The sequence below is a fragment of the Gammaproteobacteria bacterium genome (genome assembly GCA_036383255.1).
GTDB lineage: Bacteria > Pseudomonadota > Gammaproteobacteria > Natronospirales > REEB76 > DASUBN01.
In genome coordinates, this window is sequence record DASVOS010000010.1 from 124,653 (window position 1) to 148,570 (window position 23,918).

General features: G+C 65.5%; 29 protein-coding genes and 1 tRNA gene. 16 read left to right on the plus strand and 14 right to left on the minus strand.

Features of this window, described 5'->3' with window-relative positions; all coding sequences use genetic code 11:
• Positions 1-9: 9 nt before the first annotated feature.
• Positions 10-480 carry a ribosomal protein S18-alanine N-acetyltransferase gene (gene rimI, locus VF651_06485; protein HEX7965348.1) on the minus strand — a complete coding sequence of 157 codons (471 nt, stop codon included), beginning with the start codon at positions 478-480 and terminating at the stop codon, positions 10-12.
• Positions 481-568: 88 nt separating this feature from the next.
• Positions 569-1,585, minus strand: coding sequence for a serine/threonine protein kinase (locus VF651_06490; protein ID HEX7965349.1), 1,017 nt, complete (start codon positions 1,583-1,585; stop codon positions 569-571).
• Between the two features lie 37 nt (positions 1,586-1,622).
• Between VF651_06490 and VF651_06495 the strand changes: the two genes are divergently transcribed.
• Positions 1,623-2,429, plus strand: a complete 807-nt coding sequence (locus VF651_06495) for a cobalamin-binding protein (protein ID HEX7965350.1) — start codon at positions 1,623-1,625, stop codon at positions 2,427-2,429.
• Positions 2,377-3,042 carry a hypothetical protein gene (locus VF651_06500; protein ID HEX7965351.1) on the plus strand — a complete coding sequence of 222 codons (666 nt, stop codon included), beginning with the start codon at positions 2,377-2,379 and terminating at the stop codon, positions 3,040-3,042. Before VF651_06495 ends, VF651_06500 begins: the two co-directional genes overlap by 53 nt.
• A 51-nt stretch (positions 3,043-3,093) precedes the next feature.
• Here VF651_06500 and VF651_06505 read toward each other — a convergent pair whose 3' ends face one another.
• Positions 3,094-3,987, minus strand: coding sequence for a phosphoribosylaminoimidazolesuccinocarboxamide synthase (locus tag VF651_06505; protein HEX7965352.1), 894 nt, complete (start codon positions 3,985-3,987; stop codon positions 3,094-3,096).
• A 75-nt stretch (positions 3,988-4,062) separates the two neighbouring features.
• On the opposite strand from VF651_06505, the gene djlA reads away from it, so the two are divergent.
• Together djlA and VF651_06515 are read left to right on the plus strand one after the other, a co-directional pair.
• Positions 4,063-4,857 (plus strand): co-chaperone DjlA, encoded by a 795-nt coding sequence (gene djlA, locus VF651_06510; GenBank protein ID HEX7965353.1) that lies wholly within the window; start codon positions 4,063-4,065, stop codon positions 4,855-4,857.
• A 177-nt stretch (positions 4,858-5,034) separates the two neighbouring features.
• Positions 5,035-5,745: a class I SAM-dependent methyltransferase gene (locus VF651_06515; protein ID HEX7965354.1), complete on the plus strand. Its 711-nt coding sequence runs from the start codon at positions 5,035-5,037 to the stop codon at positions 5,743-5,745.
• 39 nt (positions 5,746-5,784) lie between these two features.
• Here the strand turns inward: VF651_06515 and VF651_06520 are convergent, their stop codons facing one another.
• Positions 5,785-6,249, minus strand: coding sequence for a CopD family protein (locus VF651_06520; GenBank protein ID HEX7965355.1), 465 nt, complete (start codon positions 6,247-6,249; stop codon positions 5,785-5,787).
• Between the two features lie 87 nt (positions 6,250-6,336).
• On the opposite strand from VF651_06520, the gene rpe reads away from it, so the two are divergent.
• From rpe to trpC, 6 genes are all read left to right on the plus strand, one after another.
• A complete protein-coding gene (gene rpe / locus VF651_06525) occupies positions 6,337-7,014 on the plus strand; it encodes a ribulose-phosphate 3-epimerase (GenBank protein HEX7965356.1) in 678 nt (225 codons plus the stop codon).
• A 10-nt stretch (positions 7,015-7,024) separates the two neighbouring features.
• Positions 7,025-7,711 carry a phosphoglycolate phosphatase gene (locus tag VF651_06530; protein ID HEX7965357.1) on the plus strand — a complete coding sequence of 229 codons (687 nt, stop codon included), beginning with the start codon at positions 7,025-7,027 and terminating at the stop codon, positions 7,709-7,711.
• Positions 7,712-7,864: 153 nt separating this feature from the next.
• The gene (trpE, locus tag VF651_06535) at positions 7,865-9,343 is read left to right on the plus strand and encodes an anthranilate synthase component I (protein ID HEX7965358.1); all 1,479 of its coding nucleotides are present in this window, start codon (positions 7,865-7,867) and stop codon (positions 9,341-9,343) included.
• Positions 9,340-9,918, plus strand: coding sequence for an aminodeoxychorismate/anthranilate synthase component II (locus VF651_06540; GenBank protein ID HEX7965359.1), 579 nt, complete (start codon positions 9,340-9,342; stop codon positions 9,916-9,918). The genes trpE and VF651_06540 overlap by 4 nt, the downstream gene beginning before the upstream one ends.
• A 1-nt stretch (position 9,919) precedes the next feature.
• Complete coding sequence (gene trpD / locus VF651_06545; protein HEX7965360.1) at positions 9,920-10,930, plus strand: anthranilate phosphoribosyltransferase; 1,011 nt, start codon at positions 9,920-9,922, stop codon at positions 10,928-10,930.
• A complete protein-coding gene (trpC, locus tag VF651_06550) occupies positions 10,927-11,733 on the plus strand; it encodes an indole-3-glycerol phosphate synthase TrpC (protein ID HEX7965361.1) in 807 nt (268 codons plus the stop codon). The genes trpD and trpC overlap by 4 nt, the downstream gene beginning before the upstream one ends.
• A gap of 7 nt (positions 11,734-11,740) precedes the next feature.
• Here trpC and VF651_06555 read toward each other — a convergent pair whose 3' ends face one another.
• Together VF651_06555 and crp are read right to left on the minus strand one after the other, a co-directional pair.
• Complete coding sequence (locus VF651_06555) at positions 11,741-12,796, minus strand: NAD(P)-dependent alcohol dehydrogenase (protein HEX7965362.1); 1,056 nt, start codon at positions 12,794-12,796, stop codon at positions 11,741-11,743.
• Between the two features lie 73 nt (positions 12,797-12,869).
• Positions 12,870-13,562 carry a cAMP-activated global transcriptional regulator CRP gene (gene crp, locus VF651_06560; GenBank protein ID HEX7965363.1) on the minus strand — a complete coding sequence of 231 codons (693 nt, stop codon included), beginning with the start codon at positions 13,560-13,562 and terminating at the stop codon, positions 12,870-12,872.
• A gap of 237 nt (positions 13,563-13,799) precedes the next feature.
• On the opposite strand from crp, the gene VF651_06565 reads away from it, so the two are divergent.
• Entirely contained in the window at positions 13,800-14,066 is a 267-nt protein-coding gene (locus VF651_06565; protein ID HEX7965364.1) for a hypothetical protein, read from the plus strand.
• A gap of 39 nt (positions 14,067-14,105) precedes the next feature.
• Here VF651_06565 and coq7 read toward each other — a convergent pair whose 3' ends face one another.
• The 5 genes from coq7 to VF651_06590 form a co-directional block, all read right to left on the minus strand.
• Positions 14,106-14,756 carry a 2-polyprenyl-3-methyl-6-methoxy-1,4-benzoquinone monooxygenase gene (gene coq7, locus VF651_06570; protein ID HEX7965365.1) on the minus strand — a complete coding sequence of 217 codons (651 nt, stop codon included), beginning with the start codon at positions 14,754-14,756 and terminating at the stop codon, positions 14,106-14,108.
• Positions 14,757-14,782: 26 nt separating this feature from the next.
• Entirely contained in the window at positions 14,783-15,112 is a 330-nt protein-coding gene (locus VF651_06575) for a VOC family protein (GenBank protein HEX7965366.1), read from the minus strand.
• A 151-nt stretch (positions 15,113-15,263) separates the two neighbouring features.
• Positions 15,264-15,794: a DUF4199 domain-containing protein gene (locus tag VF651_06580; protein ID HEX7965367.1), complete on the minus strand. Its 531-nt coding sequence runs from the start codon at positions 15,792-15,794 to the stop codon at positions 15,264-15,266.
• Between the two features lie 97 nt (positions 15,795-15,891).
• Positions 15,892-16,332, minus strand: coding sequence for a response regulator transcription factor (locus VF651_06585; GenBank protein ID HEX7965368.1), 441 nt, complete (start codon positions 16,330-16,332; stop codon positions 15,892-15,894).
• A 125-nt stretch (positions 16,333-16,457) separates the two neighbouring features.
• The gene (locus VF651_06590; protein ID HEX7965369.1) at positions 16,458-17,741 is read right to left on the minus strand and encodes a (Fe-S)-binding protein; all 1,284 of its coding nucleotides are present in this window, start codon (positions 17,739-17,741) and stop codon (positions 16,458-16,460) included.
• A 190-nt stretch (positions 17,742-17,931) separates the two neighbouring features.
• On the opposite strand from VF651_06590, the gene VF651_06595 reads away from it, so the two are divergent.
• The 5 genes from VF651_06595 to VF651_06615 all read left to right on the plus strand — a co-directional run bounded on the left by VF651_06595 (position 17,932) and on the right by VF651_06615 (position 20,022).
• On the plus strand, positions 17,932-18,249 hold the full coding sequence (locus tag VF651_06595; protein HEX7965370.1) for a (2Fe-2S) ferredoxin domain-containing protein: 318 nt from the start codon (positions 17,932-17,934) through the stop codon (positions 18,247-18,249).
• A gap of 159 nt (positions 18,250-18,408) precedes the next feature.
• A complete protein-coding gene (rplM, locus tag VF651_06600) occupies positions 18,409-18,837 on the plus strand; it encodes a 50S ribosomal protein L13 (protein HEX7965371.1) in 429 nt (142 codons plus the stop codon).
• Positions 18,838-18,862: 25 nt separating this feature from the next.
• The gene (gene rpsI, locus VF651_06605) at positions 18,863-19,255 is read left to right on the plus strand and encodes a 30S ribosomal protein S9 (GenBank protein ID HEX7965372.1); all 393 of its coding nucleotides are present in this window, start codon (positions 18,863-18,865) and stop codon (positions 19,253-19,255) included.
• Positions 19,256-19,283: 28 nt separating this feature from the next.
• Positions 19,284-19,357 (plus strand) — tRNA-Gln (locus VF651_06610).
• Between the two features lie 293 nt (positions 19,358-19,650).
• Entirely contained in the window at positions 19,651-20,022 is a 372-nt protein-coding gene (locus VF651_06615) for an enhanced serine sensitivity protein SseB C-terminal domain-containing protein (protein HEX7965373.1), read from the plus strand.
• Between the two features lie 173 nt (positions 20,023-20,195).
• On the opposite strand, the gene VF651_06620 is transcribed toward VF651_06615, so the two are convergent.
• From VF651_06620 to VF651_06630, 3 genes are all read right to left on the minus strand, one after another.
• On the minus strand, positions 20,196-21,392 hold the full coding sequence (locus tag VF651_06620) for a prenyltransferase/squalene oxidase repeat-containing protein (protein HEX7965374.1): 1,197 nt from the start codon (positions 21,390-21,392) through the stop codon (positions 20,196-20,198).
• A 248-nt stretch (positions 21,393-21,640) separates the two neighbouring features.
• Positions 21,641-22,549 carry a hypothetical protein gene (locus VF651_06625; protein HEX7965375.1) on the minus strand — a complete coding sequence of 303 codons (909 nt, stop codon included), beginning with the start codon at positions 22,547-22,549 and terminating at the stop codon, positions 21,641-21,643.
• A 361-nt stretch (positions 22,550-22,910) separates the two neighbouring features.
• Positions 22,911-23,882, minus strand: coding sequence for a hypothetical protein (locus VF651_06630; protein ID HEX7965376.1), 972 nt, complete (start codon positions 23,880-23,882; stop codon positions 22,911-22,913).
• Positions 23,883-23,918 lie beyond the last annotated feature (36 nt).

The window sequence follows — 23,918 nt, forward strand, 5'->3', positions numbered from 1 at the left end:
ACGCGGCCTCTAGCCGATCCCCAAGCCTTCATCCTCGGCGCCGGGGATGGTGAGGGCCTTGCGCAGGCGCAGGGCGTCGGTCTCATCTTCGTAGTACTCGAGCCAGGTGCCGTGCTGGCGGTAGCCCAGGGCGCGGTAGAGCGCGTAGGCGGCAGGGTTGTCCTCGCGGATCTCCAGGCGCATGTGCAGCGCGCCGCGCTCCAGCACCGCCTGCTCGGCGGTCTTCAGCAGCGTGCGGCCGAGCCCCAGGCGCCGCGCGTCCGGGTCCACCGCGAGAGACTCCAGGTGCGCCTGGCGGCCGCGCACGCGGATGAGCGCATAGCCCAAGACCGCGCCGCCCTGCTCGGCGACCAGCAGCACGGCGCTCTTGCCCTTGAGGGCGCGGGTGAAGTCCAGGCGGGTGAGGCGGTCGGTCTGGAAGGAACGATGCTCGATGGGGAGGAGAGCGTCGATGTCTCTGAGCGTGGCGAGGCGGATCATGGTTCTTGGCTCGTTGCGGTTGCCCCTATTTTATCTGTTCTTCGGTGCTGGCTCCAAAAGGGGCCAAAAGCTGCCGACGCTTTTGGCACTAACGGTTACCGCCACCATCGACTTCCAAGGCCGGCTCATCCAGCAAGGGGACTTGCTCTCTCAATGCCTGCAGGTGCTCTTCCCAGTAGCGCGGTCCGTCGAACCAGGGGAAGGCGCGGGGGAAGGCCGGGTCGTCCCAGCGGCGGGCGATCCAGCAGGCGTAATGCATCATGCGCAGGGTGCGCAGCGGTTCCACCAGCCACAGTTCCAGGGCATCGAACTCCGCGAACTGCTCGTAGCCCTCCAGCACCGCCGCGAGCTGGAGCTGCATCTCATGGCGCTCGCCCGAGAGCAGCATCCACAGGTCCTGCACCGCGGGGCCGGTGCCGGAGTCGTCGAAGTCCACGAAGTGGGGGCCATCGTCGGTCCAGAGCACGTTGCCCGGGTGGCAGTCCCCGTGCAGGCGCAGCGTGGAGACATCCCCTGCCCGCCCGTAGCAGCGCTCGATGCCCGCCAGCAAGAGGTCCGTGACCTCCTTATAGCGGGGCTTCAGGTTGTCCGGGATGAAGCGGCTCTCCAGCAGCCAGTCCCGCGGGATGCGGCCGTAGGTCTCGGCGTTGATCACGTGGCGGTGGTGGAAGGGCTTGGTCCTGCCGACGGCATGGATGCGGCCCAGGAAGCGGCCCATCCACTCCAGGTTCTCCTCGCGCTCCAGGTCCGGCGCGCGGCCACCCTGGCGCGGGAACACAGCGAAGCGGTAGCCGGCATGGTGCAGCAGGGTACGGCCGTCCTGGTGGGCGATGGGCGGCACGGCGGGGATCTCCCGCTCCTTGAGCTCGGCGGTGAACGCGTGCTCCTCGAGGATGGCAACGTCGGTCCAGCGGCCCGGGCGGTAGAACTTGGCCACCAGGGGTTTGCCGTCCTCCACGCCCACCTGGTACACGCGGTTTTCGTAGCTGTTGAGCGCGAGCAGCGTGCCATCCGGCCGCCAGCCGGCGGCTTCTATGGCGTTCAGCACCTCGTCGGGAGTCAGCCCGGTATAAGGCGCCTCGTGGCTGGCAGTTGCTTCTTCCATCTCCATATATGCAGTGTAACCGTTATATCCTGTGGGCATGAGCCGCTATCCCGAACGCATCGTCTGCTTGACCGAGGAGACCACCGAGACGCTGTACCTCTTGAAGGAGGACGCGCGCATCGTCGGCATCTCCGGTTTCACGGTGCGCCCGCCCCAGGCAAGGCGCGAGAAGCCCAAGGTCTCCGCCTTCACCAGCGCCAAGCTCGACAAGATCGCAGCCTTGAAGCCAGACCTCGTATTGGGTTTCTCGGACCTGCAGGCGGACATCGCGGCGGAGCTCGTGAAGCTCGGCATCGAGGTGCACGTGTTCAACCACCGCACGGTGGCGGACATCTTCCGCATGATCTCCATGCTGGGCGGCATGCTCGGCTGCGAGGCCAAGACGCGCAGGCTGGTGGAGGAGCTGGAAGCGGGCCTCGAACGGTTGCGCACCGCCGCGGCCAGGCTGCCGCGCCGGCCGCGGGTCTACTTCGAGGAGTGGGACACGCCGCAGATCTCCGGCATCGCCTGGGTCTCGGAGCTCATCGGCATCGCGGGCGGGGCCGACATATTTCCGGAGCTGGCCAGGGAATCCCTCGCCAAGAACCGCATCGTGGCGGATCCCCTGGAGGTGCCGCGGCGCGCGCCGGATATCATCCTGGGCTCCTGGTGCGGCAAGAAGTTCAGGCCCAAGGAGGTGGCGGCCCGCCCCGGCTGGGGCGAGGTGCCGGCGGTGCGCAACGGGGAGCTGCATGAGATAAAGTCTTCCCTCATCCTGCAACCGGGGCCTGCGGCCCTCACGGATGGGGTCAATGTCATTCATTCGATTTTCGCGGCCTGGGCAGACCCGGGCCGTCAGGGATAGCGGCCTGCTGCTGCGCACCGCCGGCAGCGTGGCGGACGTGGTCACGCTCTTCCGCCTAGCCATCTTCCACGACATCAAGAGCACGCTGTTCGACTACGTCGTGAACGTGTGCATCACGCTGATGGCGCTGCTCCTGATGCGCCACATGCACACCGGCGCCTACACGGTGTTCTACAACTTCGTCACCGGGGTGCTGAACCCTGGCATCCTCATCATCATGGCTTCCCTCACCATCGTGCTGGTGGGGCTGGAGTTCATCTTCGTGGGGGTGACGTTCTTCCCCAAGGGCCACGTGCCGACGCTGATGGTGAAGCTCATCGCCAGCGTGCGCGACTCCATCGTGGTGCTGTCGGGCGCGGCGCTCGCGCTGGCGCTGCTGATGTTCGGCGGGGACCCGGTGGGGCGGCTCAAGGCCATGGCGCTGGCGGCGATGTACTTCGCCTTCGCCTACCTGATGGCGTTCCTGTGCCTGGCGCCGTTCTGGCTCGACTCGCGGCGCGTCACCGACCGCGTCGCGCTGGTGGCGGCGGGGGCGGGGCTGATCGCGCTGGTGTGGTTTTGGCCGGACCTGTTCGACCCGGACGTGCTGAAGCTGGACTCCATCATCGGGTGAGCCGGGGCGAGGCGCACCAGGGATGGTTAGAAGACGATCAATCGGCACGCATCAGCGTGTAAGTCTGTCGTAAGCTTCCCGATACTTGGCGGCGGTCTTCTGCAGGATGTCGTCGGGCAGCTTCGGACCCGGCGCCTTCTTGTCCCAGTCCAGCGTCTCCAGGTAGTCGCGCACGAACTGCTTGTCGAAGGAGGGCGGGCTCATGCCGGCCTGGTAGGTGTCCGCCGGCCAGAAGCGCGAGGAATCCGGCGTCAGCACCTCGTCGATGAGGTACATCTGGCCGGCCTTGTCCACGCCGAACTCGAACTTGGTGTCGGCGATGATGATGCCGCGCTCCAGCGCGTACTTGGCGGCGAACTCATAGATGGCGAGGGTGGTGTCGCGCACCTTTTCCGCCAGCGCGGGGTCCACCAGCTTGGTGACTGCCTCGAAGGGGATGTTCTCGTCGTGCTGGCCCTTGGGCGCCTTGGTGGCGGGCGTGAACAGCGGCTGGGGCAGCTTCTCGGCCTGCTGCATGCCCTTGGGCAGCGGGATGCCGCACACCGCGCCGGTCTTCTGGTAGTCCTTCCAGCCGGAGCCGATGAGGTAGCCGCGCGCCACCGCTTCCACGGGCAGCGCGCGCAGCTTGCGCACCACCATGGCGCGGTCCTTCAGCATGGCGCGCTCGGCCGGGTCGCTGACCACGCTCTCGACGGCGATGTCCGTGAGCTGGTTTGGTATGATGTGCGCCGTCTTGTCGAACCAGAAGCGCGAGATGCCCGTGAGCACCGCGCCCTTGCCGGGGATGGGGTCGGGCAGCACCACGTCGAAGGCCGAGAGGCGGTCGGTGGTGACGATCAGGAGGTGCTCGGGGCCCGCGTCGTAGATGTCCCGCACCTTGCCCCGATGCACCAGCGGCAGGCCTTTGAGGCGGGTCTCGAACACGGGGGTCTGCGCGGCAGTCATGGGGAATCCAGCACTTGAAGTGCGCGTATCTTGCCACATGCATCAGCTTGAAGTAATCCTCCGGGAAAACCACGCATGAACCTCGTCGGCCTGCTCATCGGGGCGGTGATCGGCTTCCTCCTCGGCGGCCCGCTGGGCGCCATCATCGGCGCCATGCTCGGCCAGAGCGTCTCCGTGGGCGTGTCCCGCGGCGGCTGGAGCGGCCACGACTCGGCGCGCTCGCAGCAGGCGTTCTTCGAGGCCACCTTCTCGGTGATGGGCCACGTGGCCAAGGCCGACGGCGTCGTGTCGCCGGACGAGATCCAGGCCGCGCGCAACGTGATGGCGCACATGAACCTGGACGAGGCGCAGCGCCAGGCCGCCGTCGAGCATTTCAACCGCGGCAAGCTGCCGGACTTCGACCTGGATGCGCAACTCAAGGCCCTGCGCGCCGCCTGCCACGGGCGCCACGACCTCATGGGCATGTTCCTGCAGATCCAGCTGCACGCGGCCATGGCGGACGGCACCGTGCACCCGGCGGAGCGCGTGGTGCTGGAGCGCATCTGCGCGCTCCTCGGCATCTCGGTGTACGAGCTCAACCAGTACGAGCAGTTCATCCGCGCCCAGGCGCGCTTCCGGCGCGATGCCGACAGCCGCAGCCCGGAGGCGCGCCGGGACGAACTCGGCGCCGCCTACCAGACGCTGGGCGTCGCGGCCACCGCCACGGACGCGGAGATCAAGACCGCCTACCGCCGACTGATGAAGGAGAACCACCCGGACAAGCTGGTGGCGCGCGGCCTGCCGGAGAACATGATCAAGCTGGCTCAGGAGAAGGTGCAGCAGATCAATGTCGCGTACGACCTGATCAAGTCTTCCCGCGGGATAAAATAGCTCAGAAGCTGCTGCGCTCGGCGGGGCGTCGTTGCGCTTCGGACTCGCAGTCGGTCATGCACTCAAATGTGCACTCCCTCCTGCTCGCCTCGCACGCCTAGCCCCGCCTTCGCTCGCGACGCTTCTGAGGGGATTTGTAGAATTTAGTCGGTGATCTTAGGGAAAGGTAGGAGTCACATGGAGAAGCCGCAAGACTACGTCGAGGAGAGCCGCGTCGGCTTCTGGTTCCTCGGCACGTTCACCTGGAAACGCCACGTGGTGGAGCGCGCGCTCAAGGACCTGGCGCGGCTGCTGCCGCAGCCGGGCGCGCGGTTCGACACGGTACTGGACGCGGGCTGCGGCCAGGGGCGGGCGCTGCAGCCGCTGGCGGAACGCTTCAAGCCCAGGCGCCTGATCGGTACCGACGTGGATACCCATGGCCTGGAGGCGGCACGGGTCGAGGCTGCGAAGTTCGGCCTCGCGCCGGAGCTCATGGAGGCGGACTGTGCCGCCATCCCGCTGCCGGATGCCAGCGTGGACCTCATCTTCTGCCACCAGACCCTGCACCACCTGGTGCGGCAGGAGGAGACGCTCCGGGAGTTCAACCGGCTGCTGAGACCCGGCGGCCTGCTGCTCGTCGCCGAGTCCACCAAGGCCTACATCCACTCCTGGGTGATCCGGCTGTTCTTCCGCCACCCCATGCACATGCAGCACACGGCCGAGGAGTACCTGGACATGGTGCGCCGCGCCGGCTTCGAGTTCGGCGAGGCGAACGTCTCCTATCCCTACCTGTGGTGGAGCCGCGCCGCGGACTTCGGTCTCCTGGAGACGCTGCACATCAGGAAACCGCCGCCCCATGGGCAGCGCGTTGAGACCTTGGTGAATCTGGTAGCCAGGAAGCCCGGTTGATAGCGCCGCTCAAAGCGTCGCGAGCGCAGCAGCTTTGAATTAGTCGGAGGAGAGGTAGGCGCCCGACATCGCGATGAGCACCACGACGATGCCGAGCGCGAGGTTCAGGCCCATCACCCGGCGGATCTGGCCCATGGCCTTCAACGCCTGCTCAGCATCCTTCGCCTCCACCGCGCGCTTCAGGCGCGGGTAAGGGGCGGAGTTGATGTGGCCGAACAGCGCCATCATCAGCACGCCCAGTCCCATCATCAGGTTCACGAACAGGGGCGCGTTGGCGAAGCCATCGAAGCTGTTGAACACCATGTAGATGCCGCTCGCGAGCAGCGCGACGATGGTGGCCCACACCCAGGGGAAGAAGCGGCCGAAGAAGCCGGCCCAGATGCGGGCCCGGAGCAGGGTCTCCAGTTCCGCCAGCACCGGGCGGGCGGCGAGGTAGGCGAAGAACATGCCGCCGACCCAGACGATGACGGCGAGGATGTGCAGGGTGATGGCGACGACGGGCATGGGCGGACACCTCTTATTTGCCGTGCGACGGGCAGGATAGCACCCCGCGGCTGAAAACCCCCGGTGATTAAGTTAAAGTGTGCCCCCATGGGAATGCCCCAGCTCATCGCCCCCTCCATCCTTTCCGCCGACTTCGCCCGCCTGGGAGAAGAGGTGGACGCCGTGCTCAAGGCCGGCGCGGACATGGTGCACTTCGACGTGATGGACAACCATTACGTGCCGAACCTCACCATCGGCCCGGTGGTATGCGAGGCGCTGCGCAAGCACGGGGTGAAGGCGCCCATCGACGTGCACCTGATGGTGAAGCCGGTGGACCGCATCGTGCCGGACTTCGCCAAGGCCGGCGCCACCTACATCACCTTCCATCCCGAGGCCAGCGAACACGTGGACCGCACTCTCGCGCTGATCCACGACCAGGGCTGCAAGGCCGGTCTCGTGTTCAACCCGGCGACGCCGCTGGACTACATGAAGCACGTGATGGACAAGCTGGACATGGTGCTCATCATGTCCGTGAACCCCGGCTTCGGCGGCCAGTCCTTCATCCGCGCCAGCCTGGACAAGCTGCGCGAAGCCAGGGCTCTCATCAACAAGTCCGGCCGTGAGATCCGCCTGGAGATCGACGGCGGGGTGAAGGCGGATAACATCCGCGAGATCGCCGCTGCCGGCGCCGACACCTTCGTGGCGGGCTCGGCCATCTTCGGCGCCAAGGACTATGGCGCCGTCGTCCAGCAGATGCGCGCGGAACTCGCCAAAGCCAAGTCCTGATCCCTTTCCGATGAACATCCAACTGGTAGCGTTCGACTTGGACGGCACACTCGTGGACAGCGCCGCGGACATCGCGCGCGCGGTGGACAAGGCGCTGGAGTCCCTGGGCCAGCGTTCCTACGGCGTGCAGCAGGTGAAGGGCTGGGTGGGCGAGGGCCTCACCAAGCTCCTGAAGCGCGCGCTCACCGGCAAGCTGGACGGCGAGCCGGATGCGGAACTCCTGGCGGACGCGCGGGCCGCGTTCCGCCGCTTCTACGCGGCAGAAGTGTGCGTGGACACCCGCCTCTATCCCGGCGCGCTGGAAGCGCTCGACGCGCTGGCGGGCCGCTGCCGCCTCGCCTGCGTCACCAACAAGTCCGCCGAGTTCACCGAGCCCCTGCTGGAACGGCTCGGCGTGCGAGGCCGCTTCGACACGGTGGTGAGCGGCGACACGGTGCCGGCCCTGAAGCCCGATCCACGCCCGCTCTTGCTCGCGGCGGAGCGGGTGGGGGTCGCCCCTGCCATGAGTTGCATGGTGGGGGATTCGCGGGCCGACATATTGGGGGCCCGGGCCGCGGGCTTCCGCGCGGTGGCGGTGTCCTACGGTTACCGGCAGGACGAGGACCTCCTGGCGCTGGGCGCGGAGGTGGAGCTAGACAGCCTGGCGGAGCTGCCGCCCTGGCTCGCGGGGCTTGCCCCTGCGGCGGCCAGCCGTTAATGTCTTGGCTCGGTTCGAAGGGGCATAAACCCATGTCTTCCACGGTCTTCCTGAGCAACGGAGCAGTCGCGGCCTCGCGCCACAGCTGGCGATGGCGCTGACGCGTCCGCGTCGTGCCGTATCGCAACCTCCGTCTCTCAGGGTGACCGTCCCATGGACCAACAGCGCTTTGACGCCTTAAAGGCCGCCGGCTACAACCGCATCCCCGTGGTGCGCGAGCTGCTCGCGGACCTCGACACCCCCCTCAGCACCTACCTCAAGCTCGCGAACGCGCCCCACACCTTCCTCCTGGAATCGGTGCAGGGCGGCGAGACCTGGGGCCGCTACTCCATCATCGGGCTCACCGCCGCCGCGCTATTCACGGTGCGGGACGGCGTGTCCCGGGTGCAGACCGCCTCCGGCTGGGAGCAGGTATCGGAGGAACCCTTCGCGGCGCTGGAGGCATTCCGCACGCGGTTCCGCGTGCCGGTGATGCCCGGCCTGCCGCGCTTCAGCGGCGGCCTCGTGGGCTACTTCGGCCACGAGGCGGTGGGCTACATCGAGCCGCAGCTCGCGGACGCGGTGGCGAGCGACGAGCTCGGCTGCCCGGACATCTGCCTGATGCTGGCCGAGGAACTGGTGGTCTTCGACAACCTGCGCGGCACGGTGCAGATCGTGGTGCACGCGGACCCGGCGCAGCCGGACGCGTTGCTGCGCGCCGAGCGGCGCCTCGAGGACCTCACCTCCCGGCTGCGCGGTCCGGCCCGCTATCCCTCGCGCGCCGGCTACTCCGGCAGCAGCGCGGGACAGTTCCGCTCCAGCTTCGAGGTGGCGGACTTCTGCCGCGCGGTGGAGAAGGTGCGCGACTACATCCGTGCCGGCGACGCGTTCCAGGTGGTGCTGTCGCAGCGCCTGTCGGCGCCGTTCTCCGGTTCCGCCCTGGACGTGTACCGGGCCCTACGCGTCATGAACCCCTCGCCCTACATGTACCACCTGGATTTCGGCACGTTCCAGGTGACAGGTTCCTCGCCGGAGGTGCTGGTGCGGGTGGAGGACGGCGAGGTGACGCTGCGCCCCATCGCCGGCACGCGCCCGCGCGGCCGCACGCCGGAGGAGGACGACCGGCTGGCCGAGGACCTCTTGGCGGACGCCAAAGAGCGGGCGGAGCACGTGATGCTCCTGGACCTGGGGCGCAACGACGTGGGCCGGGTGGCGGAGACCGGCAGCGTGCGCCTCTCGGACCGCATGGTGATCGAGCGCTATTCCCACGTGATGCACATCGTCTCGGAGGTGCGGGGGCGCCTCAAGGCCGGGCTCGGGCCGCTGGAGGTGCTCAAGGCCTGCTTCCCGGCCGGCACCGTGAGCGGCGCGCCCAAGGTGCGGGCCCTGGAGATCATCCGCGAACTGGAACCCTCGGAGCGGGGCATCTATTCCGGCGCCGTTGGGTACCTGGGCTGGAACGGCAACCTGGACACGGCCATCGCGATCCGCACTGCCGTCATCAAGGACGGTAAGCTGCACGTGCAGGCGGGGGCCGGCATCGTGCATGATTCGGTGCCGGAGAACGAGTGGCATGAGACCCTGAACAAGGCCAGGGCTTTGCTCCACGCTATAGAGATGACCCGGGCTGAGGGCGGCAGGGGCTCCGTATGATCCTGATGATCGACAACTACGATTCCTTCACCTACAACCTGGTGCAATACCTGGGCGAGCTGGGCGCGGAGGTGGAGGTGCGCCGCAACGACGCGCTGGGCGTCTCGGACGTCGCCGCCATGGGACCCGAGGGCATCGTGCTTTCGCCGGGGCCCTGCACGCCCAACGAGGCGGGCATCTGCCTGGACCTTGTGAAGGAGCTGGGCGGGCGGCTGCCGATCCTGGGCGTCTGCCTCGGCCACCAGGCCATCGGCCAGGCCTTCGGCGGGCGCATCGTGCACGCGGGCCAGGTGATGCACGGCAAGGTCTCGCGCATCCGCCACTCAGGCAAGGGCGTGTTCCGCGGCTTGCCGGACGGCTTCGAGGCCACGCGCTACCATTCGCTGGTCATCGCCAAGGACTCGGTGCCGGACTGCCTGGAGGTCACCGCCTGGACCGAGGACGAGTCCGGTGAGATGGAGGAGATCATGGGTGTGCGGCACAAGACGCTGCCCATCGAGGGCGTGCAGTTCCATCCTGAATCGATCCTCACCCAGCACGGCCACGACTTGCTGCGCAACTTCCTGACAGGCTGACATGGACATCAAGGACGCCATCAGCCAGATCGTGGACCACCAGCACCTGGATGAGGCGGCCATGCAGGCGGTGATGCGCCAGATCATGACCGGCGGCGCCACGCCGATCCAGATCGGCGGCTTCCTCGCCGGCCTGCGCGCCAAGGGCGAGACGGTGGAGGAGATCAGCGCTGCCGCGCGCGTGATGCGCGAGCTCGCCATGCCGGTCAAGGTGGACACCCATAACCTCGTGGATACCTGCGGCACCGGCGGCGACGGCCGCCGCATCTTCAACGTCTCCACCGCCGCCGCGTTCGTGGTGGCCGCCGCAGGCGGGCGCGTGGCGAAGCACGGCAACCGCTCCATGTCGAGCAAGTCGGGCAGCGCGGACCTCCTGGAGGCCATGGGCGTGCCGCTGGAACTGCCGCCGGAGCGGGTGGTGGAATGCATCGAGAAGGTGGGCCTGGGGTTCATGTTCGCCCCGGCGCACCATCCGGCTGCGCGCTACGCGGCCGCGCCGCGGCGCGAGCTCGGCACGCGCACCTTGTTCAACCTGCTGGGCCCCCTCACCAACCCCGCCAACACGCCGCACCAGCTGCTCGGCGTGTTCGCGCAACGCTGGATCGAGCCGCTGGCCCAGGTGCTGCGTTCCCTGGGCAGCCGCCATGTGCTGGTGATCCACTCGGAGGACGGGCTGGACGAGATCAGCCTCGCCGCGCCCACGCAGGTGTGCGAACTCAAGGACGGCGGGCTCAGGAGCTACACCGTGCGCCCCGAGGACTTCGGCATCGCGAGCCAGGCGCTGGACCCGCTGGAGGTGGACGGTCCCCAGGCGAGCCTCGCGCTGGTGAAGCGCGCGCTCGGCGACGAGCCCGGCCCGGCGCGGGACATGCTGGCGCTGAACGCGGGCGCCGCGCTCTACGCGGCGGACGTGGCGGCTTCCTTCGCCGAGGGCGTGGAGCGGGCCCGGACCACGCTCGCGGACGGCGCCGCCGCGCGCAAGCTGGAAGAGTTCGTCGAGGCAGTGCGATGAGCGGCCCCCAAAATAGCGGGGACATCCTGAAGCGCATCCTCAAGGCCAAGGCCGAGGAAGTGGCGGCCGGCAGCGCCGAGCGCCCGCTCAAGCAGCTGCGGGCCGAGCTGGGGTCCGCGCCGGAGCCCCGGGACTTCCTGGGGGCGCTGCAAAGCGCGCAAGCCTCCGGCCGGGCGGGGGTGATCGCCGAGATCAAGAAGGCCTCTCCCAGCCAGGGCGTGATGCGCCCGCAGCTGGACGTGGCGGCGGTGGCGCGGAGCTATGCCGCCGCCGGCGCGAGCTGCCTCTCCATCCTCACGGACAAGGAGTTCTTCCACGGCGAGGCCGCCTGCCTCACGGCGGGCCGCGAGGCCTGCATGCTGCCGGTGCTGCGCAAGGACTTCATCATCGATCCCTGGCAGGTGTACGAGTCGCGGGTCATGGGCGCGGACTGCATATTGCTGATCGTGCGCGCGCTCGGCGACGCGCAGCTCGCGGACCTGGCGGCGCTGGCCTCGGACTTAGGGATGGACTCACTGCTGGAGGTGCACGACGGGGAAGAGCTGGAGCGGGCGCTGGCCCTCGAGCCTCCCTTCGTGGGCATCAACAACCGCAACCTGGCAAGCTTCCACACGGACACGGGCGTGACGCTGGGGCTGCTGCCCCGCATCCCCGAAGGCTGCCTGGTGGTGACCGAGAGCGGCATCCGGACCCGCGATGATGTGCAACTGATGCGCCGGAACGGCGTGCATGGCTTTCTAATCGGCGAGACGTTCATGAGAGCGCCCGACCCCGGCGCCAAGCTCGCCGAGCTATTTGCCTAGCCGCTGTTCAGCTCTTGAGCGAACTCATGTCGATGACGAACCTGTAGCGGACGTCGCTCTTCAGCATCCGCTCGTAGGCCTCGTTGATCTTCTGGATCGGGATCATCTCCACGTCCGAGACGATGCCGTGCTTGCCGCAGAAATCCAGCATCTCCTGGGTCTCAGCGAGGCCGCCGATCAGCGAGCCCGCCACGGACTTGCGGCCGCCCACCAGGGCGCCGGGGTTCAAGGGCGGCACCAGCGGGGTCATCTGTCCCACGATCACAAGGGTGCCGTCGCGCTTCAGGGTAGCGACGTAGGGGTTCACGTCGTGCTCGTTGGGCACGGTGTCGAGGATGAGGTCGAAGCGGCCGGCCACGGCCTTCATCTGCGCCGGGTCCGTGGAGATGACCACGTGGTCCGCGCCCAGGCGCCGGGCCTCCGCTTCCTTGCCCGGTGTGCGGGTGAAGAGCGTCACCTCGGCGCCGAAGGCCTTGGCGAACTTGAGGCCCATGTGGCCGAGACCGCCCAGGCCCACGATGGCGAGCCGGGTGCCCTTGCCGGCCTTCCAGTGGCGCAGCGGCGAGTAGAGGGTGATGCCGGCGCACAGCAGCGGCGCCGCGCCCTTCATGTCCAGGTTCTCAGGGATGCGCAGCACGAACTTGCGGGAGGCCACGATGCGCTCGGAGTAGCCGCCCCGCGTGACGGACCGGTCCTGCCGGTCCAGGTTGTTGTAGGTGAAGGTCGCGCCTTCCACGCAGTACGGCTCCAGTCCCTCCCGGCAGGATTCGCAGCGCTGGCAGGAATCCACCAGGCAGCCCACGCCCACGAGGTCGCCGGGCTTGAAGTCCTTTACCTCCCGGCCCACTGCGGTCACGCGCCCCACGATCTCGTGGCCGGGCACGATGGGGTAGCGGGTGCGGCTCCATTCGTTGCGCGCCTGATGGATGTCGGTGTGGCAGACGCCGCAGTAGAGGATGTCGATGGCCACGTCGTCGGCGCGCAGGTCGCGGCGCTCGAAGTCGAAGGGGGCGAGGGGCGTGGTGGCGGACTGGGCGGCGTAGGCGCGGGTCGGCTGCGGCATGGGTCCTCCAAAAAAGTGAGGGCCGCGCCGCCGGGCGGCGCAGCCCTTTGCATCGAGGATTATAGGCCCGCGTTCAGCGGTGGGCGTGGGCGAGCTGGCGGCTCAAGGGGATGGTGACGTCGCTGTCCACGCGCGCGCCGTAGACCACGATGGTCTTGCCGGAGGCGCCAATGAGTCCCTGCTCCTCCAGCGCCTTCAGCACGCGGCCCGCCATCTCACGCGAGCAGCCGACGATGCGGCCGATCTCCTGGCGGCTGATGCGGATCTGCATGCCGTCGGGGTGGGTCATGGAGTCGGGCTGCTGGCACAGGTCCAGGAGCGTGCGGGCGATGCGGCCGGTGACGTCCAGGAACGCGAGGTCGCTGACCTTGCGGGTGGTGCGCTTGAGGCGCGCGACCAGCTGGCCGGCGAGGGCGAACAGCAGGTCCGGGTCGTTATGGGCGAGCTCGCGGAAGCGCGCGTAGCTGATCTCGGCGAGCTGGCATTCGCTGCGGGTGCGCACCCAGGCGCTGCGGGTCGAGTCCTCGGTGAACAGGCCCATCTCGCCGAAGAACTCGCCGCGGTTGAGGTAGGCCACCACGATCTCGTTGCCGTCCTCGTCCTCGACGATGACCGCCACCGAGCCCGCGATCACCAGGAACAGGCTGCTGGAGGCGTCGCCGGCGTTGACCACGGGCGTCTTGGCGACGAAGTGACGGATGTGGCAATGGCTGACGAACCGGTCCAGGACCGGTATGTCGAACTTGCGCGGCTGATCTAGCGGCATGCGTTGGCGACCTGCAGATGCGAAACTCTTCACTAACGTACCATGATAACCATCACGGTACTCTCGGGTATTTCCCCCGTCTTTCCCAAGCGCGCCCCAAGAATTCTCCTGGGAAAACAGTCGCTTATACGACCCATCCGCGGCCGCCCATGTCGCTCCGGCGAGGGCCTGGATAGAATGGCGCGCCTTCGTGGGGCGCTGTCCAGCCGAGCTTGAGGGAAAACTTCCGTGTCCAAAATGAGTTTCTTGTACCTGGTGACCGGACTCATGGCCTGCGTGTACGGCGGGCTGCTGCTGTGGAGCGCGAAGAACGCGGGACAGGAGCCGGGCGCGGAGCACTGGCTCAACTCCGAGGAAGTGAAGAACAGCCGCTTCAACAACTTCGAGAACATGCGCTACATCATGAAGCCCGAGCGCAAGAACATCAGCTTCAGCCGCAGCAAGGGACGCGCCTATGCGATGCTCGCCATAGGCCTGGCTCTCATCGTCATGGCTTTCACTTAAAAGCGGCTGCGCCCGGCAGGGCGTGGGATCGAAGGGAAATCAGATCCAATAGGCCGTCGTCGTCATCACCTTCGACATGAGCTGCATGCAGGCGCACACCGGCGCCGGCAGCGGCCTGCCGCCGGCGCGCTCCGCCTCGGCGCCGTGGCGGGCCTCGTCGTCCCGCATCTGCTCGAGGATCGCGCGGCTGCGCCGGTCCTGTTCCGGCAGGCGCTTCAGGTGTCCATCGAGATGCCGTACCACCTGCCGCTCGGTCTCGCCCAGGAACCCCAGGCTTACCGCGTCGCCCGCGAGGCCCGCGAGCGCGCCCAGGGCGAAGGAGCCGGCGTACCAGAAGGGATCGAGCTTGCTCACCGAACCATCCAGTTCCTTGAGCCGCTGCTCGCACCAGGCGAGATGGTCCACCTCCTCGTCGGAGGACTTGGCCATGGCGGCCTGCACCTTCGGGTCCCGCGCCATGAAGGCCTGGCCCTGGTAGAGGGCCTGGGCCGCGATCTCGCCGGCGTGGTTCACGCGCATGAGGCGCGCCGCTTCCTGGCGCTGCGCCTCGTCCAGCTCATCCGCCAGCGGCAGCTTCGCCGCCGGGTTGGGCCGCGCCGCCGCCCGCACGCCGCCGCCGGTGGAGGTGCGCAGGGCATGCTCCAGCTCGGAGAGCACTTTGTCGAAGGGCGTCAGGCGGCGGGTGGTCATGCACCGAATTATATGCCCGGTGCAGGTCACCTGTTCGAGAGCTGGATCGGGTTGCCGTCCGGGTCCTTGCCGTCGCAGAGGCAGAAATCTCCCGCATCCCGGACCTTGCCGAAGCGGGCGCCCCTGGCGACGAGTTTCGCCCGCAGGGCGGTCACATCCTTGGCCTGGAACACCAGCTTTGGGCCCTTGCGGCCGGGCGAAGCGGGGCCGGAATGCAGGGCGACCCGTGTGCCACCGGCGGCGAATTCCTTCCAGCCCTTCTCGTCCGTGACCTGCTTGAGGCCCAGCACCTTCCCGTAGAAGGTGCTCATGGCGTCCATGCGGGCCGTGAACAGGATCACGCGTGCCATCTTCATCGCCATCCCCCTATCAGGCCGGTAATAGCCAATGGCGATTATAGGCCGCAGCTCAGCCCGCTATTTCCTCGGCGAACTGGATGAGACACCCGCCGATCGACGAAGGCGAACTTCTTGGTACCGTCACGCCGCCAGGAAGCGAAAGATGCGTTTAGGCCCTCCGCGCCGCCATGAAACGGCTGTTACGAAGCAGTGCTGCGGAAACCAGCGACACCAGCACGCCGACGGGGAAGATCTCGATGAAGGTCATGGGCAGGCGGTAGAGCGGGTTCGCGTACTGCAGCTTGAACTCCTCCATCTGGGTCACGACCTTGTCCAGCGCGGCGCCGGTGACGCCCTGGGCCTTCTGCTGGGCGATGATGCCGTTGGCATAGGCCGTGGCGAAGTCCATGTGGGTGGCGGCGACGGCGGCCTCCCAGGCCGCCACGTAGATGAGGCCGGCCACGAAGCTGATGCCGAGCCCCAAGCCGAAGGCCGGCCAGAAGCGGATCACGCCACCCTGGTCGCGGTCGCGGCGGCGCTTGATGGCCACGAACACCATGCTCAGGGCCACCAGCATCAGGAGGTAGCCCACCACCATCCCCAAGGGGCCGGCGATGTGCATGGTGGTGGCGATGATGGACAGCGGCACGCCGACCAGGAGGCCGGCGATGAGGCCATAGACGAGGATCATGCGGATCATGGGTTCACTCCCCTAGTTTCAGGTGGCGCCATTCGGCGCCTTCCAAGTTCCCCGGACAATCGCCCAAACGGATGATTCTTGGCGGATCACCCTAAATTCAAGGCAGAAGACCCAATTCCCTCGCTCTGTTGATGGCATCCGTGCGGCGTTTCGCTCCCAATTTCTCGAACAGCCGCGCGGTGTGGGTCTTAACGGTGTTGGGCGAGACCGAGAGGCGCTGGGCGATCTCCTTGTTGGAGCGGCCCGCCGCCAGCTCCTGCAGCACCGACAGCTCCCGCGGGCTGATCCCCAAGGTCTCCAGGGCCTTGGGGTTGCCGTCGAAGGGCGCCGCCTGGGGCGCGCTACGGAACAGCCGCGCGCCGAGCCAGGCGCCCAGGGCCAGGAAGGCCACGGCGATGAGCGTGACGAAGATGTCGAAAGAGTAGGTGCGTGCCAGGCGCTGGAAATCGAGCCAGCTCAGGGCGAAGGCGCCGGCCGCCAGCAGCGTGCCGTACAGCAGGACCTGCGCCACGGTGGAAGATAGGGCTGTGCGAGGCATAGCCATATGCCTATAGGTTATCCCTAAAACGATGGATTTTGCTTCCTAGCGAGGCGCGCGAGGCGAGCAGGAGGGAGTGCACTCCTGGTGTGCATGACCGACTGCGAGTCCGAAGCGCAACGAAGCTAGGGAGCAAAAGACGCGTTTTGCCGGTAACGCGTGGTGATATCCAAACCTGGACGGTACAGCGCGTCCGGCAGTTGCTGCGCCAGCACCTCGATGGGATGCAGCACCGCGATGTTCACGCCGCGCCGCGTGAGGGCGGCCTTGAGGTGCAGTGCGCAGCCCACGTTGGAAGTGATGAGCACGTCCGGCTTCTGCTCCTGGATCACGGCGGCGTAGGCGTCCGCGAAGGCGTCGGCCTTCTCCGGCTCCGTGAGCATGTAGCTGCCGGCGGCGCCGCAGCAGCCCAGGCTCGCGGGCAGGGGCTTCACCTTGAGCTCCGGGATGAGCTTGAGCATGTCCACCGCGGCCTTCTCGGCGCGCAGCACGTTGCGCAGGGTGCAGGGGGACTGCACCAGGGCGCGGGCCTTCCAGGGCTTGAACTCGATCTTCGGCAGCACGGGGTGGCGCATGAGCCAGGCGCCGATGTCCTGGGCGCGCAGGGCGAAGGCCATGCCATCCGGCCCCGCCACCTGGTCGTACTCCTGCAGGCTCGCGGTGCAGCCGCTGGCGGTGCCGAGGATCGGCGCATCGCCCGTGAAGGCCGCGAGGTTCGCGCGGGCGAGACGCGCCGCCTGCTCAGGCCGTCCCGCGTGCTGATCCAGGGCGCCGCAGCAGCCCTGGCCTTCCGGGATGCGCACCTCGATGCCCAGCGCGTTCAGCAACGCGATGGCGGAGGCGGTGATCTGGGGCTGGCTCATGTCCGCCACGCAACCCAGGAACAGGGACACGCTCTCGCCGCTGGCCTTGCGGGGCTCGTAGACCGGGTCCCAGTGCCGGGGCTTCGGCGGCTCCGGCAGGAGACGCGCGAGGCGGCGCCAGGACTTCGGACCCGATTTCTGCACCCAGGCCGTGATGCCGAGCCGCTCCGAGAGACGCAGCAGGCGGTGCAGCAGGCGGCGGCGCAGGTTGCTGCGCACCGCCCAGGCGAAGAGCCGGGCGTGCAGCGGCTCGCCGTGGCCGCGGCGCTCCAGTTCCAGGCGCGCCGCGTCGATGAGCTTGCCGTAGGGCACCTCCGCCGGGCACACCGCCTCGCAGGCGCGGCAGGCCAGGCACTGGTCCAGGTGCGCCTCCAGGCGCGGGGTGATCTCCAGGGCGCCGGTGGCGAGCCCCTGCATGAGGGAGATACGTCCACGGGGCGACTCGCCTTCGTCCTTGCTGGCCTTATAGGTGGGGCAGTGGGGCAGGCAGAGCGCGCATTTGACGCACTTGTCGGCATCGGCCAGGGGGAAGGCGGGGGCGGACATATATCGGTAGATAGTAGCGAGAAAAGGAGAGTGGCGGGGCAGGACAGCCCCGCGAAGGCGAGTCCGGGCTTGCCCCGGATCTCGCCGCATTTGGAAAATCCAGGGACGGATTTTCCAGAGGTACGACAGGTCCCGGCGGGCTTGGCCGACGGGAGTAGAATTGGAGATTCGGAGTCTCTATATAGAAGCCATGTCCTACTACCGCCACCACATCTTCTTCTGCACCAACCAGCGGCACGACGGATCCCCCTGCTGCCAGGACCACGGGGCCGACGCCCTGCGGGAGTACGCCAAGAAGCGGGTGAAGGAGCTCGGCCTCGCCGGCCCGGGCGGGGTGCGGGTCAACAAGGCCGGCTGCATGGACCGCTGCAGCGAGGGCCCGGTGGCCGTGGTCTACCCCGAAGAGGTCTGGTACACCTATGCGGACCAGGACGATATAGAAGAGATCGTGACCGAGCATCTCAAGAACGGCCGCATCGTCGAAAGGCTGCGCCTGCCGAGCCGTTAAGCGCCTGATTTTGAAGCCTTAATCCCGCTCGTCCCCGGCCCTTCCCGGCCCCCTCCGGAGGCCAAAAAATCGCCTAAGCGCTTGAAAGACAAGGGTCTCCCCGGTAAGATTGCCGGCTCTTTTTCGACCCCATTTGGCCTTGCCCGGAGTTTCAGGTCCATGAAGACGTTTTTCGCCAAGAACGAGACCGTAAAGCGCGACTGGTACGTGGTCGACGCCTCCGGCAAGACCCTCGGCCGCCTGTCCGCCGAGATCGCCCGCCGCCTGCGCGGCAAGCACAAGCCCGAGTACACCCCGCACGTGGACACCGGTGACTACATCGTGGTGATCAACGCCGGCAAGGTCGCCGCCACCGGCAACAAGATGACCGACAAGATGTACCACTGGCACACCGGCTACATCGGCAACATGAAGCACACCAGCCTCGGCAAGATGCTGCAGGAGCACCCCGAGCGCGCCATCGAGATCGCGGTGAAGGGCATGCTGCCCAAGAACCCGCTGGGCCGCGCCATGTTCAAGAAGCTCAAGGTCTACGCCGGCGCCGACCACAAGCACACGGCCCAGCAGCCCCAGAAACTCGACATCTAACTATTCAATCCAGAGAACACTGAAAATGGCAGCCACTGCAAACTACGGCACCGGTCGTCGCAAGACGGGCAAGGCCCGCGTCTTCATCAAGTCCGGCCGCGGCCGCATCATGATCAACGGCAAGCCGCTGGACGAGTACTTCGGCCGCGTCACCGCCCGCATGATCGTGCGCCAGCCGCTCGACGTACTGAAGATGAACGAGTCGGTGGACGTGGACGTGACCGTCGAGGGCGGCGGCACCACCGGCCAGGCCGGCGCCATCCGCCACGGCCTGACCCGCGCGCTCATCGAGTACGACGAGGCCAACCGCTCGCCGCTGCGCAAGGCCGGCTTCGTGACCCGCGACGCCCGCGCCGTGGAGCGCAAGAAGGTCGGCCTGCACAAGGCTCGCCGCGCGCCGCAGTACAGCAAGCGTTAATAGAGCGATCCCGTCAGAGCTAGGTTATTGGGGGATCGTCTAGCGGTAGGACTGCGGACTCTGACTCCGCCAACCTAGGTTCGAATCCTAGTCCCCCAGCCAATGAGAAGGCCCTGCGAATGCAGGGCCTTTTTATTTTATGGGCTGGGGTCCGGATCCGAACCAAGGTTGAAATCCGCGTCGTCAGAGTCCGCAGTCCTACCGCTGCGTCATTCTCATCATTGGGGGATCGTCTGGCGGTAGGGCGCGGCGCATGCGCCGCGCGCCCCGGTGGGACCGGGGCTGCGTGGAGCGGCGCGAAGCAGGGAAAGCGTAGCGCCGCCACTTCTCGCCAACCTGCTGGCTTTCCAATATTGGGATTAGAATTGCTCGATATCTCGGGGAGCAAATCATAAATGAGTGAACGCATACTTAACGCGGGAACGAAACTTCACTTTGGCGCTCCGGCCAATCCCATGCCTGAGGTGATGGCAGACGCTATATCGCAAGTGGTGGCACAGGTACCCGGTATCTTGGAGGCACACTTGCCACAGTGTTTCATCGAAGGTGATACTGAAGCACGGCAAATGCTCGTCGTCGGAGTGAGCAAACGAAACGAGATCCCGACGATCATGAATGATTTGATGCCCAAGCTACAGTTCGTTTTTCCGGCGGGACAGTTCATCGACATCTTGCCGTTCGAGCACGGGGCGATTCCGCACGGAGTTCGCCAAGCTAGCTGCCAGATATTTGGAAAGGCAAAGAAGCCGTGGTGGAAGTTGTGGTGATGACGGCTAACGACTAGCCGCAGACCTGAACTACTTTCTCATTCCTAGCCCCTCCTCACCTCTCGATTTAATCGCAGGGGAGGGTTTATATGAATCTTTTGTGACAGTGCGCGGCGAAGTCGCGAACGGGCAGACAGGAAAGCCTGCCCACGATCTCGGCCCCAGGCATTCAGCTAGACAGCCGTTGCGACGGCGCGGCTCGGCTCAGTCTTTCTGACGTATACGCTATTGAAGTGCCAGAGCGCCATGCATCCATAGAAATTGACGTTCCCATACTTCTTCCCATACTTCTTTCCGGCGGGATCCTGGTGGGGAAGGAAGCCTCCATCCTCGTCCTGCATCGAGACGATCCAGTCCGCCGTGGAATGCGCGCGATCCGCATAGGCCGCGTCGTTCATTCCGACGAGCCCCAGCAGATAGGCCGCGGAAGGCCAAAGGCTCGCATTCACGGCGTCGTTGATCGCCTTCACCGGGTAAACTTGCCTGCCTTTGGCGACGCTCCTCGATTCCTTGAAGCTGCCTGCGACAGGACCGGCACAGTTAAGCTCCATCCACGCGATCGCCCGGGCCGTCTGCCGGCGTAATCGCGGCAGCTCAAGACGCCCGTCCAGGGTATCCAACAGGCTCTCGGCATCCATCATGCCAATGCCATACTGCGGCCCTTTCCCTCGCGTGACCAGTGGCAACATGAATTCGCTGATCTTCGCGATGGTCTTGCCCTTGAGGTCCATCCAGGCGACGCTAGCCCGCATCAGCGGACTGATGAAAGGTTTCGAGAGCTCCAGGAGTGGATGCATCCTGGTATCCGTGGCGGTGTCCCAGAATCCTTCTTGCTCGTCGAAGCTGTCCATGATGGCCTGCAATATCGCCATCCCGCCCGCCCTGTGGCGTTCGAGGCCTGTTTGCTTCCATGCCATGAACGCGAAATGCGCGTATTCGCCGCATTCGGTCAGATTGCCGATGGACAGCGTGCCGCCGGGATTGACGGTGCCGGATATCATCCGGTCCGCAGCCCGTACCAGCACTTCATGGAAGCGCCGGTCCCCGCTCAGCCGCTCATAGGTGCAAAAACCCTCCATCACGCATTGCGCGGCGTCCAGGGAATACCCCGCATCTTTGTGCCACCCACCTCGAGCGTCTTGTCTTTCGGCAAGCCATCGGGCACTGCGCAGGGCGGAATCGAAATATCGTTGTTCGCCGCTCAAGATCCAGGCGAACATCCGTACCGATATGGCATGACCAATCAGGCTGGCGTCACCAGGAACACCATAGTACTCATCAGCAAGCGCACGGATGCGGCCGTGCGAATCCTCTATCGCGAGGAACCACTCGGCGTTGCGGACTATGGCCGACTCCCACGGGTTCAACATGGTCTAGAGATCCTGCCTTTTGGGATATCCGCTTTGCGGGCGGAAGTGCCGGGTACGGGCAAATCTACTCACTGCCAATAATCGCCGCAATATGTGAGTCAAGGGAGGTATCTGCCAAGCGGGCATGCGCCGAGCGGGTTAGCGAGGAAGGGGCGCGGGCCGGCACATTTTTGCATTTCGTTTTGTTGTTGTATTACATAGACTTTGCCAAATCGTTCCAGTGTGAGTGTCCTGAAGTATTTTTAATTTCAATTCCACTCGGCCCAATTAAAGTCGCAAAGTGTTACCGCGGCGCACGATACAGCCAATTCGGCATCTTGTTCCATAATATTTCTAAGCGGTCTTTTCCCACGCTCAGAAGGCTTTGCTCGCGCATGTAATCGAGCAATAATTTTCCCTGCATTTTCGGCAATGTGCCTTTGGTCTTGTGCGGGCAGGCCATCAAACTTTTTGATCAATTGTCCTAAATCCAAACCTGCCACATCTAATCCTTTTTCTTCTAGATAGCTCGTCAATGCAACAACCATAAGATCGCGCGTTCTATCAATTACTGATTCTGGTGCTGCCTTATTTATGTCTAACGCTAATTTCTCTGTAGCTTGCACTAGTTTTGATTTGCCATGTGCAGGCAGGGAATCTATTTTCAAATTTGGCAACGAGGAAGAAGAGCGGATTGAGCGCAGAGTCAATAAATCTTCATTAGTGTGGATTCTTTCTATATCTACTATTAGCCACAATGAGTACGCTGAGCTGGTGCCAAGCACGGCTAATGCTTGAACTGCTGGAGTAACTTTTAATTCATGAGCCACTTGGTGTTGATAAAACACCACTAGTGACTTCATAAAAATTCCATTGCCACTTCTGCTAGTTAAGTATTCTGTTGCCCTAGCGGGATGTGGATAAACAGAGCAATTATGTGGCTGTGTATTATCACGTCGATAGATTCGGCCACGCTTTATTCTTGATGTCGGATCAAAACTGTCTTCACGAAAGACATATTCTGCCTGCATGACATATAAAGCCATCGATGGCTCTATTTTCCCTCCAAGTTTGGTAATTGTAATTGGGGTCAAAATAGGAGGTGGATAGATGGCATGAAGCCATGAAGCGCCTTCATAGACATCGGCTCCATCTTGATCCACTCCCAATGTGACCATCGTATTCCTCAGTTGGTAATGTTTTAAATTCTAACTCCCATCCAAACTCGCCCTCATCCCTTCCTTCCTGGCCTCTTCCTCACACACAAACGCCCCATACTTCGTATTCATCCAATACTTGGCACCCTTGTAATGCCAGATGCCCGAATACGTGTTCAGCCACACCACGGTGTCGCGGGGGCAATGCCGCTGGGCGGCCTGCTCGGTCGGGAACTGGGGGACGGCGCTGGTATCGACATGACGGGCGAGAGAAACGGAGGGCAGACCCAGGAGCAGGGCCAGTGAGAGTCCTATCAGCAATCTGGGCATGGCGGACACCCCTGTCCTGCTTCTCCCTGCTCAAGCATACACCCGCCAACTACTAGCCGGACTCCACCCGCTTCAGCCAGATTTCCCGCCAGAACTGCAGGTTGGAGCGCTGGCAGCCCCAGGCCTCGCAGGTGACGCCCTCCAGGACCACCGTGTCCTTCAGCTGGATCATCCGGCCGTTCTCTTCCAGGATCATCTTCTCCAGCCGGTTCGCCACGCGGTAGCGCTTGCCGCAATAAGGGAGCATGGGCGGCGCGAACAGCAGGCCTTTGTTCTTGCCGGACACGTCCAGCGTCGCTTCGATCTCCTTGCGGCTCTTCACCTCGACCCAATCGCCGGGCTGCAGGCCGAGGCTGAGGGCTTCGGTCTTCTTCCGGCTGCCGAGCACCGCCTCATCGGTCCCGGCACCGGCGAGGCGCCGCAACCTGCTCGAGAACCTCTTGGACACGTGCCAGGAGAAATCCATGAAGTTGATGTTCCCCAGCCGCAGATCGTGCAGGTCATCCCCCAGCCGCTTGCCCAAACCCGGGTTGCCTTCCTGCCTCCCGGTGGCGGCGCCGGCCAGCTCGGTGGATTGGCAGAGGTAGCGTTCGCCTCGCCTCGTCTTGAGCACCACATCGGCGGGCTCTGCCGGGGCGCGTGCCGGCGGCCTGTCGCTCAGCCAGGCTTCCCGCCAGAACAGCAGACATCGGCGTTGGCATCCGTCGTGGGCGCAGCCGTCGCAACGGAGGCCTTCGAGGAACACGACATCGGTGAATTCGCAGATGCCGGCGCCCTCCACGCAGGTGCGGTTCGGCAGATGCGAGACCCGGAACGGGCGGCCGCAATAGGGGAGCATCTCGGGCATGAACGGCAGGCCGTCGAGCTTGCCGTCGCCGTCGAGGGTCTGGAGGATGTCCCGCAGGCCGCGCACCCATACGGTCTGGCCGGTGCGAAAGCCGCGGGCCGTCTTTCTCCGGTCGGCAACCTTGATGGGGGAAGTGGGGGCAGGTGCAAGCGGGAGAGAGGCGGGGTTCGGGTTCACGGCCTGTCCGTAGGCTTTGAGGCGGGGAGTGCCTAA